The organism is Neptunitalea lumnitzerae, from assembly GCF_027924185.1.
GTDB classification, from domain to species: domain Bacteria; phylum Bacteroidota; class Bacteroidia; order Flavobacteriales; family Flavobacteriaceae; genus Neptunitalea; species Neptunitalea lumnitzerae.
This window is the reverse complement of record NZ_BRVO01000005.1, coordinates 1-17,255: the sequence shown is the minus strand read 5'-3', so window position 1 is coordinate 17,255 and position 17,255 is coordinate 1. Positions and strand designations below refer to the sequence as shown.

The 17,255-nt window shown below is 36.2% G+C and carries 12 protein-coding genes; 10 read left to right on the top strand and 2 right to left on the bottom strand.

Going from position 1 to position 17,255, the window contains the following annotated elements; genetic code table 11:
• Positions 1-48 precede the first annotated feature (48 nt).
• The 5 genes from Y10_RS16100 to lysS all read left to right on the top strand — a co-directional run bounded on the left by Y10_RS16100 (position 49) and on the right by lysS (position 8,840).
• Entirely contained in the window at positions 49-1,791 is a 1,743-nt protein-coding gene (locus Y10_RS16100; RefSeq protein ID WP_281766450.1) for a T9SS type A sorting domain-containing protein, read from the top strand.
• The gene (locus tag Y10_RS16095) at positions 1,792-3,528 is read left to right on the top strand and encodes a T9SS type A sorting domain-containing protein (RefSeq protein ID WP_281766449.1); all 1,737 of its coding nucleotides are present in this window, start codon (positions 1,792-1,794) and stop codon (positions 3,526-3,528) included.
• A gap of 3 nt (positions 3,529-3,531) precedes the next feature.
• The gene (locus Y10_RS16090; RefSeq protein ID WP_281766448.1) at positions 3,532-5,283 is read left to right on the top strand and encodes a T9SS type A sorting domain-containing protein; all 1,752 of its coding nucleotides are present in this window, start codon (positions 3,532-3,534) and stop codon (positions 5,281-5,283) included.
• Positions 5,284-5,286: 3 nt separating this feature from the next.
• Positions 5,287-7,038 (top strand): T9SS type A sorting domain-containing protein, encoded by a 1,752-nt coding sequence (locus Y10_RS16085; protein WP_281766447.1) that lies wholly within the window; start codon positions 5,287-5,289, stop codon positions 7,036-7,038.
• A gap of 113 nt (positions 7,039-7,151) precedes the next feature.
• A complete protein-coding gene (lysS, locus tag Y10_RS16080) occupies positions 7,152-8,840 on the top strand; it encodes a lysine--tRNA ligase (RefSeq protein WP_281766446.1) in 1,689 nt (562 codons plus the stop codon).
• Positions 8,841-8,917: 77 nt separating this feature from the next.
• On the opposite strand, the gene Y10_RS16075 is transcribed toward lysS, so the two are convergent.
• Positions 8,918-9,571: an HAD family hydrolase gene (locus Y10_RS16075; protein WP_281766445.1), complete on the bottom strand. Its 654-nt coding sequence runs from the start codon at positions 9,569-9,571 to the stop codon at positions 8,918-8,920.
• 179 nt (positions 9,572-9,750) lie between these two features.
• Between Y10_RS16075 and Y10_RS16070 the strand changes: the two genes are divergently transcribed.
• From Y10_RS16070 to Y10_RS16055, 4 genes are all read left to right on the top strand, one after another.
• A complete protein-coding gene (locus Y10_RS16070) occupies positions 9,751-10,644 on the top strand; it encodes a DUF6268 family outer membrane beta-barrel protein (RefSeq protein ID WP_281766444.1) in 894 nt (297 codons plus the stop codon).
• A 118-nt stretch (positions 10,645-10,762) separates the two neighbouring features.
• Positions 10,763-12,247, top strand: coding sequence for an SLC13 family permease (locus Y10_RS16065; protein WP_281766443.1), 1,485 nt, complete (start codon positions 10,763-10,765; stop codon positions 12,245-12,247).
• 270 nt (positions 12,248-12,517) lie between these two features.
• A complete protein-coding gene (locus tag Y10_RS16060) occupies positions 12,518-14,992 on the top strand; it encodes a zinc-dependent metalloprotease (protein WP_281766442.1) in 2,475 nt (824 codons plus the stop codon).
• Positions 14,993-15,115: 123 nt separating this feature from the next.
• A complete protein-coding gene (locus Y10_RS16055) occupies positions 15,116-15,634 on the top strand; it encodes a DUF4890 domain-containing protein (protein WP_281766441.1) in 519 nt (172 codons plus the stop codon).
• Between the two features lie 101 nt (positions 15,635-15,735).
• Here the strand turns inward: Y10_RS16055 and Y10_RS16050 are convergent, their stop codons facing one another.
• Positions 15,736-16,158, bottom strand: coding sequence for a CBS domain-containing protein (locus Y10_RS16050; RefSeq protein ID WP_281766440.1), 423 nt, complete (start codon positions 16,156-16,158; stop codon positions 15,736-15,738).
• A 171-nt stretch (positions 16,159-16,329) separates the two neighbouring features.
• Here Y10_RS16050 and Y10_RS16045 point away from each other — a divergent pair.
• Positions 16,330-17,255, top strand: a 926-nt coding sequence (locus Y10_RS16045; RefSeq protein WP_281766439.1) for a YpdA family putative bacillithiol disulfide reductase, incomplete at its 3' end; no start/stop codon positions are given.

The window sequence follows — 17,255 nt, the reverse complement described above, 5'->3', positions numbered from 1 at the left end:
ATGGTTCTATGTTTTTAATAAAATACAAACCCAAAAAACACCGTACCCATGCTAAAAAAATTACTATTTTTAACTACCTACACCCTAGCACTCACCACCTGTACCCTGCAAGCCCAAGACTGGCAATGGATACAAAGAGGAGGAGGGTATACCACCATGTCTAATGGCTATACAAGAGAAGGTATTGTAGATATTGTAGTGGATAGCGATAATAACAGCTATACCATATCGCCTATTGGTGGGCTACAACCCGATGTTGCCGGGAACCCTCTTACTTTTTATGGCTATTCCAATAACATTCCTGATTATGTATTAACAAGTTTTAGCTGTGATGGTGCTTACCGATGGAGTAAAGTAATTGGAGGCGGAGGTAACGAAACCATAGATGGTGTTGAAATTGATACTAATGACAATGTATATGTAGCAGGTAAATTCTCAACATGTAATCCTACTAATGTATATTCTCCTCATATTGATGAAGATTTTATAATGGATCAGTCCAATGATTGTAGAAATACCTTTATTGTTAAATATGATAAAGATGGAAACTTCCAATGGATAGAGCAGCCATCTGCTGTAGGGGCAGGATCTAATGACATAGGCTCACTAGACTTTGTCATTTCTGAAGATGGTACTATATATTGGTTGGTAGTGATTGCCACACCAGGATTATATGGAGGTAGCTTTAATTATACCGATACGGATAAAGGTTTCTTTGTTTTTAAATACGATACCAATGGTAATTTTATAGAAGCCATTCCCTTAAACATTGATGTATCTCAAGGTGGATTACAAGCTAATATGCAGTTATATATTAACCCTAACAATAATTACATTTACTTAACTTCTTATAAATCTAGCAGCACCTCTGAAACATTTGCCATTCAAGGACATACACTTACAGGATCGGCTCATATTACCTGCTTAGATACCAATGGTAACTTTCAATGGATGTTACAAGATGCACAGCCCGATGCTTTGTATTTAGTTGTTAAAGACCTTGCCTTTGATAGTCAGAACGATATGTATATTGGCTGTACACTAGCGGGTTTTGGCCTTGATACTTTTTTAGGGCTTACCCTGCCACAAAACCAAGTGCCACACATTATTTTTAAAGTAGATGCTGCTACTGCAACCACCGTACATTGGTATACCTACCCAGATACCTTTAGTACTAATAACTTATACGACCTTGTATATGATGATGTTAATAACAAAGTAGTGTTTACCGGAAGAGTACAAGGCGATAGTAATTACACATGGGGGAACCAAACCATTTACCCTAGCACCAACAACGGAAGCAGACCCATGATGGCTACTTTTGACCCCGCAAACGGAGACTGCACCGGGTTGTATTTTATCAATGGAGGACCGGGAGCATTAGGTAACGGAAGAGCGCTTGCCGTAGACCATTCGGGAGATTACCTGGTAGGGGGCGATTTTAACAGCTACTTAAACGATACCAACGGAAATGCCATTACCAGTATCGGGGGAGATACCGATTTCTTCCTAACCAAATTTTCAACACAGGTATGTACGCCACTTAGTACACAGAATAATCAAGCTATAAATTTACAGCCCTACCCTAACCCTACCTATAACAACATTAATGTACCAGTAACACAACAAACAAGCTATACGCTATACAACATTCAAGGAGCTTTATTACAGCAAGGTACCTTAAACACTAATAACCAGTCAGTACCCCTGAACAACTACCCTACGGGAATGTATTTATTAACCCTAACCACCAACGGACAATCACAAACACACAAAATTGTGAAGCAGTAAATGAATAAAAAACTACTCATAACCATTTTGTTATTAGTTATCTCTCTACCTCTAACTGCCCAAGACTGGCAATGGATACAAAGAGGAGGAGGATATACTTCATTAGGCGCTGCCGACGACAGAGAAGGTATTGTAGACATTGTGGTAGATAGCGATAATAACAGCTATACCATATCGCCTATTGGTGGACTACAACCCGATGTAGCGGGGAACCCTCTTACCTTTTATGGCTATTCCAATAACATTCCTGATTATGTATTAACAAGTTTTAGCTGTGATGGTACTTACCGGTGGAGTAAAGTAATTGGAGGCGGAGGTAATGAAACCATAGATGGTGTTGAAATTGATACCAATGACAATGTATATGTGGCTGGACATTTCTCAACATGCAATCCTACTAATGCATATGCACCGCATATTGATGAGGATTTTATAATGGATCAATCTGCTGGATGTAGAAATACCTTTATTGTTAAATATGATAAAGACGGAAATTTTCAGTGGATAGAACAACCCTCGCCAATAGATGCAGCAGGGAATGCTATGGGATCTTTAGACTTTGTTATTTCTGAAGATGGTACTATCTACTGGTTAGTAGGTATTGATAATGCAGGAATTTATGCTGGTAATTTGAATTACCCTGGAGGTGACAACGGTATTTTTATTTTTAAATATGATACCAATGGTAATTTTATAGAAGCCATCCCCTTAAACATAACAATACCAAACGGAACACTGCTCTCTAATATGCAGTTATATATTAACCCCAACAATAATTACATTTACTTAACTTCTTATAAAGCAACAAATACTGCAGATAGTTATTCAATTCAGGGACACACACTTACTGGCTCTTCTTATATTGCCTGTTTAGATGCTACAGGTACCCTACAATGGATGCTACAAGATGCACAACCTGATCTGTTTTATCTTGCTATTAAAAAACTCGCTTTTGATAGTCAGAATGATATGTATATCGCTTGTTCATTAGCAGGCTTTGGGCTTAATACTTTTTTAGGACTTACCATTAATGAAAACCAAGTACCACACGTTATTTTTAAAGTAGATGCTGCTACCGCTACTACCGTACATTGGTATACCTACCCAGATACCTTTAGTACTAATAACTTATACGACCTTGTATATGATGATGTTAATAACAAAGTAGTGTTTACCGGACGAGTACAAGGCGATAGTAATTACACATGGGGGAACCAAACCATTTACCCTAGCACCAACAATGGAAGCAGACCCATGATGGCTACTTTTGACCCCGCAAACGGAGACTGCACCGGGTTGTATTTTATCAATGGAGGTCCGGGAGCATTAGGGAACGGAAGAGCGCTTGCCATAGACCATTCGGGAGATTATCTAGTAGGGGGCGATTTTAACAGCTACTTAAACGATACCAACGGAAATGCCATTACCAGTATTGGGGGGGATACCGATTTCTTCCTAACTAAATTTTCAACACAAGCATGTACTCCACTTAGTACACAGAATAATCAAGCAACTAATTTACAGCCCTACCCTAACCCAACCTATAACAACATTAACATACCGGTTACCCAACAAACAAGTTATACGCTATACAATATTCAAGGGGCTTTATTACAACAAGGTACTTTAAGCACTAACAACCAGTCAGTACCACTGAACAACTACCCTACGGGGATGTATTTATTAACCCTAACCACTAACGGACAATCACAAACACACAAAATTATAAAGCAGTAGCCCATGCTAAAAAAATTACTCTTTTTAACTACCTACACCCTAGCACTCACCACCTGTACCCTGCAAGCCCAAGACTGGCAATGGATACAACGTGGAGGTAGTTATACTAATTTTGTCAACAACCTTCAATACTTTGAAGCTGTGATCGACATTAAAATTGATAGCGATAACAACAGCTATATACTCTCTTCAATTGGACACTCTCAACCTGATATCGCAGGAAATCCTGTTAATTTTTATGGTTCTAATACGGCTAACCCAGATTTTGTTTTAGCAAGCTTTAGCTGTGATGGTACATTCAGGTGGAGTAAAACTTTAGGAGGAAACAATAGAGAAACCATTGAAAGTATAGGTATTGATGCCAATGACAATATATACATCGCAGGTCAGTTTTTAACTTGCATTTTAAACAATCCATATGCTCCGCATATAGATGAAGATTTTATTTTCGATCAATCTACTACTCCATTGGATTGTAGAATGACATTTATTACTAAATATGATAAAGACGGAAATTTTCAGTGGGTACAAAGACCAAGTCCTGTAGGAGGAAATACAAATGATATGGGCTCTATGAATATAGTCACAACTCCTAATGGAACTTCTCATTGGTTGGTAGTCATTGATGCTCCAGGAACTTATGCTGGTAGTTTAAATTATCCAGGAGGCGAAAATGGTATTTTTATTTTTAAATATGATACCGACGGAAACTTTATAGAAGCAATCCCTTTAAATATTGATGTTTCAGACGGAGGTTTGGTTGCTAACATGAAACTCTACATAAACCCTAACAACGGATACTATTATCTTACTTCAAGAGAAACTACAAGCTCTGGTGAATCACTTAGTATACAAGGACAAACCCTTACAGGAACCTCCTATATTGCTTGCTTTAATACTACAGGTACGCTTCAATATATGATTCAAAATACCACAGCTACACATAGCCTAAACATTCACAGTATTATTTTTGATGACCAAAACAATATGTACATAGATGCCCAAATGTCAGGTGATAACCTTGATACTTTTATGGGAATTACCATACCAGAATTTATGGGGCCAGATGTGATTATCAAAACAGATGCTGCTACCGCTTCTAATGTATTTTGGTATACCTATGCTAATCAAGGGGCTAATGGTTCCGGTAGTTTAGTGTATGACCATAACCAAAATGTACTTGTGTACACAGGCCGTATTCAAGGAGCTGTACCCTACACATGGGGATCGCAAACGGTATACCCAAGCAGTTATAATGGAAGTAGACCCATGATGGCTACCTTTAACCCTTCCAATGGAGATTGCAATGCCATACACTATATTAACGGGCAAAGTAGTGTGCCTGCAAATGCTAGAGTCTTAGCTATTGATAACTCTGGTGATTATGTAATGGGAGGTGATTTTAGTGGATATTTATACGACACCAATGGAAACTCTATTTACAGCGTGGGTGGCAACAGAGATTTCTTCCTAACTAAATTTTCAACACAGGCATGTACTCCACTTAGTACACAGAATAATCAAGCTATAAATTTACAGCCCTACCCTAACCCTACCTTTAACAACATTAACGTACCAGTAACCCAACAAACAAGCTATGCACTATACAACATTCAAGGGGCTTTATTGCAGCAAGGCACTTTAAACACTAACAACCAATCAGTACCACTGAACAACTACCCTGCGGGGATGTATTTATTAACCCTAACCACAGCAAACGGACAATCACAAACACACAAAATTATAAAGCAGTAGCCCATGCTAAAAAAATTACTTTTTTCAACTACCTACATTCTTTTACTCACTACCTGTACCCTGCAAGCCCAAGACTGGCAATGGATACAAAGAGGTGGAGGATATACCACCATGTCTAATGGCTATACAAGAGAAGGTATTGTAGACATTGTAGTAGATAGCGATAATAACAGCTATACCATGTCGCCCATTGGTGGGCTACAACCTGATGTAGCGGGGAACCCTCTTACCTTTTATGGCTATTCCAATAACATTCCTGATTATGTATTAACAAGCTTTAGTTTTGATGGAACTTACCGGTGGAGTAAAGTTTTTGGAGGCGGAGGTAATGAAACTATTGAAGGTGTTGAAATTGATGCCAATGACAATGTATATGTAGCAGGACACTTTAAAACCTGTGTAGTCAATAATTACTATGCACCACATATTGATGAAGATTATATTATTGACCAAACTGTTACTCCTATTGATTGTAGAAATACCTTTATTACTAAGTTTGATAAAGATGGGAATTTTCAATGGGTACAAAGACCTTTATCATCCAGTGCCAATTCTAATGATATGCGGTCTATGGATTTAAAAACTACTGCTGATGGTACTTCTTATTGGCTCGTAACTATTGATGCCCCAGGCACCTATGCAGATAGCTTTACCTATACGGGTACTGATAGAGAGGTCTTTATTTTAAAATATGATACCAATGGTAATTTTATAGAAGCCATTCCCTTAAACATTGATGTGTCTGATGGAGGATTACAAGCTAATATGCAGTTATATATTAACCCTAACAATAATTACATCTACTTAACTGCGCATAAGTCTAGCAGTACCTCTGAAACATTTTCTATTCAAGGACAAACCCTTACTGGCTCTTCTTATATTGCCTGTTTAGATGCTACAGGTACCCTACAATGGATGCTACAAGATGCACAACCTGATCTGTTTTATCTTGCTATTAAAAAACTCGCTTTTGATAGTCAGAATGATATGTATATCGCTTGTTCATTAGCAGGCTTTGGGCTTAATACTTTTTTAGGACTTACCATTAATGAAAACCAAGTACCACACGTTATTTTTAAAGTAGATGCTACTACCGCTACTACCGTACATTGGTATACCTACCCAGATACCTTTAGTACTAATAACTTATACGACCTTGTATATGATGATGTTAATAACAAAGTAGTGTTTACCGGACGAGTACAAGGCGATAGTAATTACACATGGGGGAACCAAACCATTTACCCTAGCACCAACAACGGAAGCAGACCGATGATGGCTACTTTTGACCCTGCAAACGGAGATTGTACTGGGTTGTATTTTATCAATGGAGGTCCGGGAGCATTAGGGAACGGAAGAGCGCTTGCCGTAGACCATTCGGGAGATTACCTGGTAGGGGGCGATTTTAACAGCTACTTAAACGATGCCAACGGAAATGCCATTACCAGTATTGGGGGGGATACCGATTTCTTCCTAACCAAATTTTCAACACAGGCATGTACGCCACTTAGTACGCAGAATAACCAAGCTATAAATTTACAGCCCTACCCTAACCCAACCTATAATAACATTAACGTACCGGTAACCCAACAAACAAGCTATACGCTATACAATATTCAAGGGGCTTTATTACAACAAGGTACCTTAAACACTAATAACCAATCAGTGCCCCTGAACAACTACCCTACAGGAATGTATTTATTAACCCTAACCACCAACGGACAATCACAAACACATAAAATTATAAAGCAATAGCAGTATATAAACTTTAAATTCTTCTATTAATTAGGGATATTTGAAAAATACCTCAAAAAGGTGTGTACAAAATTTGTAAAAAATGTACTTTTGCACTTCTAAAATAAAATAGTATGCAACTTTCTGAACAAGAACTGATTCGAAGAAAAAAACTGGAGGACTTAAGAGCTATGGGCATCGAGCCATATCCGGCTGCACTATACCCTGTAAACCATACTTCTAAGCAAGTAAAAGAAGAATATGAAGAAGGTAAACAGGTAATCTTAGCGGGTAGATTAATGTCTACCAGAATTCAGGGAAAAGCTTCTTTTGCAGAGTTGCAAGACAGCGAAGGAAGAATTCAGATTTATTTTAACCGTGACGAAATTTGTCCTGGTGATGACAAGTCAAAATATAACGACCTATTTAAAAAACTTATTGATTTAGGAGATTTTATAGGTATTGAAGGGGAACTTTTCACTACACAGGTAGGTGAAAAAACAGTTTTGGTAAAAGATTTTACTCTACTAAGTAAAACCTTACGCCCGTTACCATTACCAAAAACAGATGCAGAAGGAAATATTCACGATGGGTTTACAGACCCTGAATTACGTTACCGTATGCGTTATGTAGATTTAGTAGTAAACCCGCAAGTTAAAGAGGTGTTTGTAAAGCGTACCAAGTTGTTTACAGCTATGCGTAACTTCTTTAATGATAAAGGTTATTTTGAAGTGGAAACTCCGGTATTACAATCTATACCAGGTGGTGCTGCTGCACGTCCGTTTATTACGCACCATAACTCATTAGACATACCATTGTACATGCGTATTGCGAATGAGTTATACTTAAAAAGATTAATAGTTGGTGGATTTGATGGGGTTTATGAGTTTTCTAAAAACTTCCGTAATGAAGGAATGGACAGAACGCACAACCCTGAGTTTACCGCTATGGAAATCTATGTGTCTTACAAAGATTACAACTGGATGATGGAGTTTACCGAAAACTTGTTAGAGCATTGCGCAATGCAGGTAAACGGTACCACTCAAGCTACATTTGGAGAACATACAGTAGATTTCAAAGCACCCTATGCTCGTGTTACCATGACCGATGCTATTAAGCAATTCACAGGTTTTGACATTACAGGAAAAACCGAAGATGAGCTTAGAGCTGCTGCCTTAGACATGGGAGTTGATGTAGATGATACTATGGGTAAAGGAAAACTTATTGATGAAATTTTTGGTGAGAAATGTGAAGGGAATTTTATTCAACCAACCTTTATTACCGATTATCCAAAAGAAATGAGTCCGTTGTGTAAAGCACACCGTGATAACCCTGAGTTAACAGAGCGCTTTGAGTTAATGGTTTGTGGTAAAGAAATTGCAAACGCATATTCAGAACTTAACGACCCTATTGACCAACGCGAACGTTTTGAGGCGCAATTAAAATTAGCTGAAAAAGGAGACGATGAAGCTATGTTTATAGATCAGGATTTCTTAAGAGCTTTAGAGTTTGGTATGCCTCCTACTTCGGGCTTAGGTATTGGTATGGATCGTTTAATTATGTTCTTAACCAATAACCAATCGATTCAGGAAGTATTGTTCTTCCCACAAATGAAGCCAGAGAAAAAACAGGTAGAGCTAAGTGAAGACGAAAAAGTTGTTTTTGAATTATTGAAAAAACAATCGCCAATTGAATTGCCTGCACTGAAAGAAGCTACAGGCATGAGCAACAAAAAATGGGATAAAGCCATTAAAGGTTTAACTAGTAAAAAAGTTGCCAAAGTTGAAAAAACAGACGATGGATTATTTGTTTCTGTAGCATAAGAAACATTTTAAACAAGATTAGTCTTATAATATATCAATTATCTAGTAAAATGGAACCTAATAGGTTCCATTTTTTTTTATTCTTTAATAATACCTAATAAAGCTTCTGGTACATCTATCATAAAATCAGGATGATTGGCTACCAATTTTTCTTTAGGCTGAAATCCCCAAGTTACACTCACAGCACGCATTCCGGCATTTCTAGCGGTTTGAATATCTACATCAGAATCGCCCACAAATAAAACCTGTTCTACAGGTAATTTCATTTCTTTAGCCATTTCTAGAGCCCTCGTCGGATTTGGTTTTTTAGTAGCCTCATCATACATACCATGCACCGCTGTAAACTTAATATCAGGAAATGCAGTTAGCACTACTTTTTGCGTAAAATTGTGCATTTTATTAGATAATACTCCCATGTGTATTCCCATTACCTGTAAGGTAGTTAAAAGAGTTCCAATTCCATCATAAGCCTTAGTATGTGTATTACAATACACTTTATACGCTTCTTTTAAAGCACTTGCATAATGGTCAAGAGTTGCTATATTTTGGTATTCCTTTGGTAAAGCACGTTCCGCTAATTTATTCATTCCATTACCAATAAAAGTTTTATAAGCCTCTATGGGGTGCGTAGGGAAATTATGTTGCTGTAAAACCTCGTTCATTGCCAACGCCAGATCTTCAATAGAGTCTACCAACGTACCATCTAAATCAAAAATTACTCCTTTGTACATATACATTTGAATACAAATCGTTGTTCTTCACAAATATACAGTTTCCATAGTGGGCTTATGTGAAAGGAAACCTAATGTTTACCATCATTTTTCGATTCGTAGACACATTTTGCCACTTCGTATATTTTACATTGAAAGTTATGGTAAACGCCATAGTTTTACCATAAAATAATATGTATATGAAGAGTTTCATGAAGTTTTCCCCCATTTTTATTACTTTATTAATTGGTCAATTTTCCTCAGCACAGCTATCAGACAACCTATATGTTAACGGAGGTATCCTTAGTAGTAATAGTGTTACCGATGTGTATCAATTCAATGCCGGCTTTAGTGTCCCAATTTTTAAAAATGAAAAAAATAGTTTTAGCTTAGGGTTTGACTACAAATACACCAATTACAGTTTTGTAGATGAAGATGTGCCTTTTTCTTTTGATCAATTAGAGCAGTTTTACACCTATACACCTACTTTAAAATATGCACATGCATTTAGCAATAAGTGGAGCCTTATTATAAAAGGAGGTGGACAATTAGCTACTAACTATGACACTAACGATTTTAAGGACAGTTATTACTTTAACGGAACCATTTTAGTACGTAAAACAGACAGTACCACCAACAGCTCTTGGACGTTTGGGGCAACTTATAATCCGCAATATGGTTTTAGAACTCCTATACCTGTAATTGCCTATACCAAACAAGCTACTGAAAGATGGAGTTACCAAATTGGTATACCAGAAATGTATACCAAATACATAGTGGGTAAAGCGCACACCTTTAGCGCCTTTGCTAAGTTAGATGGTTTTATGGGCACCTTTAATGACAACCTTGAAATAAGAACAGAGAGTTATGAAGATACAGGTATTTTAAGACAAACCTATGTACTAGCTGGTTTTGGGTACGACCTAAACCTATGGAAAAACAGCAAATTACAGTTAAAGGCAGGAAAAACATTTTATAACGATTTAAGTATTCTAGACCCAGAAAACAACGAGGTTTACAACTTTGATATAGAAGACAGTTTTTACATAAACCTTGGCATTAACTGGACCATCCCAAACAAACTATTAGACTAAAATTTATTTTCTGTATTTATATTCTTTGTCAAAAAGGAACCTGAATTATGTAGGGTTCCTTTTTTTTGTGGAATCGCTCACTTATTTTTTTAAATTAGCTACCAGCAAACGTTGTAGCATGAAACTAACCAAAAAGATAGGGCTCATTTTGGGTCCCATAGCATTTCTTTTAATTCGCTTTCTTTTTCATCCAGAAGGATTATCCCCAGAGGCTAACTCGGTTCTTGCTGTTACAGCATGGATTGCCACTTGGTGGATTACTGAAGCTATTCCCATAGCTGCTACATCCCTACTCCCTATAGTATTATTTACTATTACTGGCGGGGCTTCCATTTCTGACACCACAGCCTCGTACGGTCATAAATTTGTATTTCTGTACTTAGGTGGTTTTTTAATTGCATTAGCTATTGAGAAATGGAACTTACATAGGCGTATTGCTTTAAACATTATATACTATGTAGGCACCGATGTAAAGAAAATTATTCTTGGCTTTATGATAGCCACAGCATTTTTATCAATGTGGATATCTAATACCGCCACATCGGTAATGATGTTACCCATTGCTTTAGCCGTTGTTACACAATTAAAGGACAACCCAGAAACAGCGGAAAATGAAAATAAACGTTTTGGCAAGGCTCTCATGCTAGCCATTGCCTATAGTGCTAGCATTGGTGGTATTGCAACGTTAATTGGTACACCGCCTAATTTAGTATTAGCAGGCGTTGTACAAGAAACCTATAACTATGAGATTACTTTTGTAGAGTGGTTTAAATTTGGGTTTCCAATTTCTATAACCATATTAGTGATATGCTACTTCTACCTTACCAAAATAGCTTACAAGTTTGAAAAAAAGAATTATGCTGGTGGTAAAGAAGAAATTAAAAAGCAAAAAAAAGAACTTGGCAAAATAAGTAACGAAGAAATAAAAGTAACCATTGTTTTTGCACTAACCGCACTTTGCTGGATTTTTAGAAGTATTGTAATGAAATCGTTCTTCCCAGAGGTAGACAGCAAAATTATTGACGACACTGTAATTGCCATAGCCTTTAGCATTGTATTATTTATTATTCCGGATAGCACCAACAAAAAAGGGCTTATGGTATGGAAAGATGCCCAAAAACTACCTTGGGGTATTATTCTGCTTTTTGGGGGTGGTATGGCATTGGCAAGTGCTTTTCAGCAAAGTGGCTTAGCCGTTTGGATAGGAGAAAAAATGGCAGGCTTAGAAGGTTTCTCACTATTCATTATATTACTAATACTAGTGGCATCGGTTAACTTTTTAACAGAAGTTACTTCTAATTTAGCTACCACAGCCATGCTATTGCCTATTTTAGCTCCCATGGCTTTAACCTTAGATATTCACCCTCTTATTATAATGACGGGAGCAGCAGTGGCTGCATCATGTGCCTTTATGCTACCTGTAGCCACACCACCAAATGCCGTAGTATTTGGTTCTGGTTACTTAAAAATTCCGGATATGGTAGGAAAAGGAGTTGTATTAAACATTATTTCCATACTCATAGTAACGGTTGCTGTCTATTATCTTATTCCTATTATATGGGATATTAATCCCAATATATTTCCATCAGAATTTCAACCATAAAAAAAAGAGCCTATTTCTCCAAATGGGCTCTTTTTAATTGCTAATTCAAATAATTCTAACTCAAAAAAAGAAGTGTTTCAAACTCCTTTATTATATAGACTCTAAAACGTTGAAAATGTTGCATTTATTAAATAAATTTTAACATTTTTATGTTTTCTTTAAGAGCTCATTATCAGCATTTTCAAGCTGCGCAAATAACATATTTTCACTTTTTAATTTCCTTAATGTTTCTATTTTCTCGTAATTGCATCTGTTTACTAAAATTTTATTATGAAAAACCATATATCGTTAACATTTCTGCTTTTGTGTGTAGGACTCTGTAATATACAGTATGCAGAAGCACAATTTTGGAAAAAGAAAGACAAGAAAAAACAAACCGAACAACCCAAACCAACTCCTAAAGGAAGTATTCAACCGTATAGTAAGGTAATTACGAAGGATGCCATTACAGACGACGGGCTATTTAAAGTTCATAAAATAGAAGAGAAAGAATACTACGAAATTCCAGATTCTTTATTTGGAAGAGAAATGCTTATGGTGTCTAGAATTGCTAAAACTGCAAGCGGTCTTGGTTTTGGTGGTGGTAAGGCTAACACCCAAGTATTACGTTGGGAGAAAAAAGATAAAAAAGTATTACTACGTATTGTATCGTACAATATCTATGCTGCCGATTCATTACCTATTCATGAAGCTGTAGTAAACTCTAACTTTGAGCCTATATTAGAAACTTTTGATATCAAGGCAGAAAAGAAAGATTCTGTAGGTAACAGTACCGTAATTCAAATAAACAATTTATTTGAGAAAGATGTAAAAGCTTTAGGATTACCTGAATGGTACCGCAAAAAATATAAAGTAAGCCGTATAGATGGCGATAAATCTTTTATAGACCATATTAAGAGTTATCCGTTAAACATTGAAGCAAGACACGTAAAAACGTATGCTGCCGGAGATCCACCTTCAAACTCTAGCTTAGGAACTATTTCTGTAGAAATGAATGCTTCTATGATTTTACTTCCTAAAGAACCTATGAAAAGAAGGTACTTTGACCAGCGTGTAGGGTGGTTTACCACACGCCAAACAGATTATGGGTTAGATGTACAGCAAAGTAAAACCATACAGTACTTGGACAGATGGCGTTTAGAAGTTAAAGATGAAGATCTTGAAAAATTTAAAAGAGGTGAATTAGTAGAACCTAAAAAGCCTATTGTATATTATATTGATAGAGCTACCCCTAAAAAATGGGTACCTTTTATTAAACAAGGTATAGAAGACTGGCAAGTAGCCTTTGAAAAGGCTGGTTTTAAAAATGCAATTATCGCCAAAGATGCTCCTACAGTAGAAGAAGACCCAGAATGGTCTCCTGAAGACATTAGATACTCTGTAGTACGTTACTTGGCTTCACCTATACCAAATGCTAACGGACCTCACGTAAGTGACCCTAGAAGTGGTGAAATCTTAGAATCTGATATTAACTGGTACCACAATGTAATGTCGTTATTACGCGGGTGGTTTTTTGTACAAACGGCAGCCATTAACCCAGATGCACAATCTCCTGAATTTAAAGATGAAGTTATGGGGCGTTTAATTCGTTTTGTTTCTTCTCATGAAGTAGGCCATACTTTAGGGTTACCTCATAACATGGGTAGCAGTGTTGCGTACCCGGTAGACTCTTTACGTTCAGCTAGCTTTACGCAAAAATACGGTACGGCGCCTTCTATAATGGATTACGCACGTTTTAACTATGTAGCACAACCAGAAGATAAAGGTGTTGCCCTTATGCCTAATATTGGTATATATGACAAATATGCTATTGAATGGGGATATAAGCCATTACTAGACAAAACTGCTACTGAAGAAAAGGAAACTTTAGACAGCTGGATATTAGCGCATGAAAACGATCCTATGTACCGTTTTGGTAGCCAACAATGGACTGTTATTGACCCTAGTTCTCAAACAGAAGATTTAGGAGACGATGCTATTAAAGCTTCTTTATATGGTATTGAAAACTTGAAAAGAATTGTACCTAACTTAATTACTTGGACCTATGAAAAAGGGGAAGATTTTGAAGAATTAGAGTATATGTACGGACAAGTTTTAAGCCAGTACAATAGATACATGGGGCACGTAATTTCTAACATTGGTGGTGTTTATGAGTTCTATAAAACGTATGACCAAGAAGGTGCTGTGTATGTTCCTGTGGCTAAAGAACATCAAGAAAATTGTATGGCTTTTATTCAAGAACAATTATTTACTACACCAGAATGGATGTTAGATGAAACTATTTTCAACAAGATTGAAAGTGCTGGTGCTATTGAACGCATCCGTAAGTTACAAGTAAACGGAATTAATAAAATTCTAGATTTTGGTAGAATGCAACGTCTTATAGAAAATGAAACATTCCAAGCAGATAAAGCATATAGCCTACTAGAAATGATGACCGATTTACGTGATGGTATTTTTAGTGAACTATCAAAAGGTAAAACAATAGATACCTATAGACGTAATTTACAACGTGCCTATATTGACAGAATGGAATATTTAATGACAGAAGACCAAGGTCAAACTTACGGTGATACTTCAGTAAATGTAAGTCAGTCTGATATTCGCGCTATAGTAAGAGGTGAACTAGACACGCTTCAAAAGAAATTAAAAAGCGCTACGTACAGAACTAGTGACACAACTACTAAGTATCATTTACAAGATTTAATAAAGCGTATAGACCTTATTTTAAATCCGACGAAATAATCAAATACCGCATAAAAATGTTAAAAAGCACCCAAAATAGGGTGCTTTTTCTGTTTCAGGCATCAATTCATTAAACCTTTTAATACTGTAACGGTCTTATATACAAACATTAAAATAGTTATCATGAAAAAGTTATTAGTATTAGCCGCTATCTTAGTTACGTCTGCTGGGATAGCACAAACAGAGTTTAAAGGAAGAGGAGATAGAGAACACAGAGGGCAACACCAACCTAGGTTTGAAAGAATGATGGATGACTATACTCCAGAACAAATGGCTACTTTGAAAACAAAAAAAATGACATTAGCCTTAGACCTTACCGAAAAACAACAAAAAGAATTATTAAAAATTAATACCGAAGTTGCTAAAAAGCATAAAGCCAAATTTGAAGAAATAAAAGCTAAAAGAGAGGAAGCTAAAGCGAAAGGAGAAACCCCTCAAAGACCAACATCTGAAGAACGCTTTGCTATGCAAAATGCCAGACTAGATGAACAAATTGCAATGCGTACTAAAATGAAATCATTACTTACGGATGAGCAATATAAAAAGTGGAGTGAGATGAAAGAAAGCCGTAAGGATAAAATGAAAGAGCATTTTAAAGGTCGTATGGAAGAAAGAAAAGAAGGTCAAGGTAGAAGAAGATAAAAAATGATGGTTGATTGATGAGAGAAAAAGCCGTTTCACACATTTAGTATGAAACGGCTTTTTGCTAACTATAAACCCAAAAAAATCTGAAATTCTAAACTTTATTCTTCACACTGTTTTAATAAATACCTTAAAATATCGGTAGTGGTAACAATACCTACCAAGGTTCTTTTATTAACTACAGGTAATGCATGAAATTCTTTCTGCGATAAAATTTCTGCAACCTCTCTTATAGTACTGGTTGGCCTAACTACTACAGGCGCCTTAGACATTACTTGCTCTATCGTGAACATATTATAAACAATTGTTTCTACTTGTTCGTCATCATCATTCAAATCGGCAAAACTAATTCTTAGTATATCTGTAAAGCTAAGCATCCCCACTATTACTTTTCCTTTTACAACAGGAATGTGTCTTATATGATGCTTTCTAAATAGTCTCTCTGCCTTATCAAGACTATCATCTGTGTTGAGCAGCACCAAATTTGTTGACATTATTTCCGATACCGGTATATTAACTTTCATGATTAGTGCTTTTTAATACATTGTAAATGTCAGAAATAAATTTGTCCGGATTACTGATTTTAGTCATTCCAAATATTAGAAGATTTTTGTAAAATATTTAACACCCAGTAAAGTGCTTAGCAGAAGTTAAAAAATCTGATTATTGTACCTTTGTTATTTAAACAAAATATCATGTACGACGTTATAATTGTAGGTGGCGGACCTATTGGTATTGCCTGTGCACTAGAAGCCAAAAAGAAAGGATTATCTCATCTTATTATAGAAAAAGGATGCATTGCTAATTCTATTTTCAATTATCCGCTGAACATGCATTTCTTTTCTACCTCAGATAAATTAGAAATAGATAATATACCCTTTATCTGTAAAGAACCGAAGCCACAAAGAAATGAAGCTTTGGAATATTACAGAAGAATTGTAACCTCTAATAATTTACAGATAAAGCTTTACGAAGAGGTAAAAGAAATAAAAAAGAGTGACGTTTTTCATATCAATACTTCTAAAGGTACTTATACAGCTTCAAATGTTATTATATCTACCGGGTTTTATGACATTCCAAATCTCATAAACGTACCTGGTGAAGATTTACCAAAAGTGAGTCATTATTACAGAGAACCACACTTATATGTGAATCAAAAAGTGGCTGTAATTGGCGCCAGTAACTCTTCGGTAGATGCTGCACTTGAATGTTACCGAAAAGGTGCTGATGTAACCATGATTGTAAGAAAAGAGGCTATTGGAGAACGCGTTAAATATTGGGTGAAACCAGACGTTGAAAACCGAATTAAAGAAGGAAGTATCAAAGCTTACTTTACCTCAGAACTTGAAGAAATAAAAGAAGGTTCTGTAATTATGAGAACACCTGATGGTAGCGTAGAAATTGAAAATGACTTTGTTTTAGCCCTAACTGGGTATATGCCTAATTTTGACTTTTTGAAAAAGATTGGTGTTGATTTAAATGAACAAGATGCGCTGAAACCAACTTATAACCCTGATACAATGGAAACCAATATAGACAACCTTTATTTAGCAGGCGTTATTTGTGGTGGTATGGAAACACATAAATGGTTTATAGAAAATTCCATTATTCACTCAGAACT

Coding starts and splice junctions, on each gene's coding strand:
- Y10_RS16100 (WP_281766450.1), top strand. CDS start 49: ATGCTAAAAAAATTACTATTTTTAACTACCTACACCCTAGCACTCACC.
- Y10_RS16095 (WP_281766449.1), top strand. CDS start 1,792: ATGAATAAAAAACTACTCATAACCATTTTGTTATTAGTTATCTCTCTA.
- Y10_RS16090 (WP_281766448.1), top strand. CDS start 3,532: ATGCTAAAAAAATTACTCTTTTTAACTACCTACACCCTAGCACTCACC.
- Y10_RS16085 (WP_281766447.1), top strand. CDS start 5,287: ATGCTAAAAAAATTACTTTTTTCAACTACCTACATTCTTTTACTCACT.
- lysS (WP_281766446.1), top strand. CDS start 7,152: ATGCAACTTTCTGAACAAGAACTGATTCGAAGAAAAAAACTGGAGGAC.
- Y10_RS16075 (WP_281766445.1), bottom strand. CDS start 9,571: ATGTACAAAGGAGTAATTTTTGATTTAGATGGTACGTTGGTAGACTCT.
- Y10_RS16070 (WP_281766444.1), top strand. CDS start 9,751: ATGAAGAGTTTCATGAAGTTTTCCCCCATTTTTATTACTTTATTAATT.
- Y10_RS16065 (WP_281766443.1), top strand. CDS start 10,763: ATGAAACTAACCAAAAAGATAGGGCTCATTTTGGGTCCCATAGCATTT.
- Y10_RS16060 (WP_281766442.1), top strand. CDS start 12,518: ATGAAAAACCATATATCGTTAACATTTCTGCTTTTGTGTGTAGGACTC.
- Y10_RS16055 (WP_281766441.1), top strand. CDS start 15,116: ATGAAAAAGTTATTAGTATTAGCCGCTATCTTAGTTACGTCTGCTGGG.
- Y10_RS16050 (WP_281766440.1), bottom strand. CDS start 16,158: ATGAAAGTTAATATACCGGTATCGGAAATAATGTCAACAAATTTGGTG.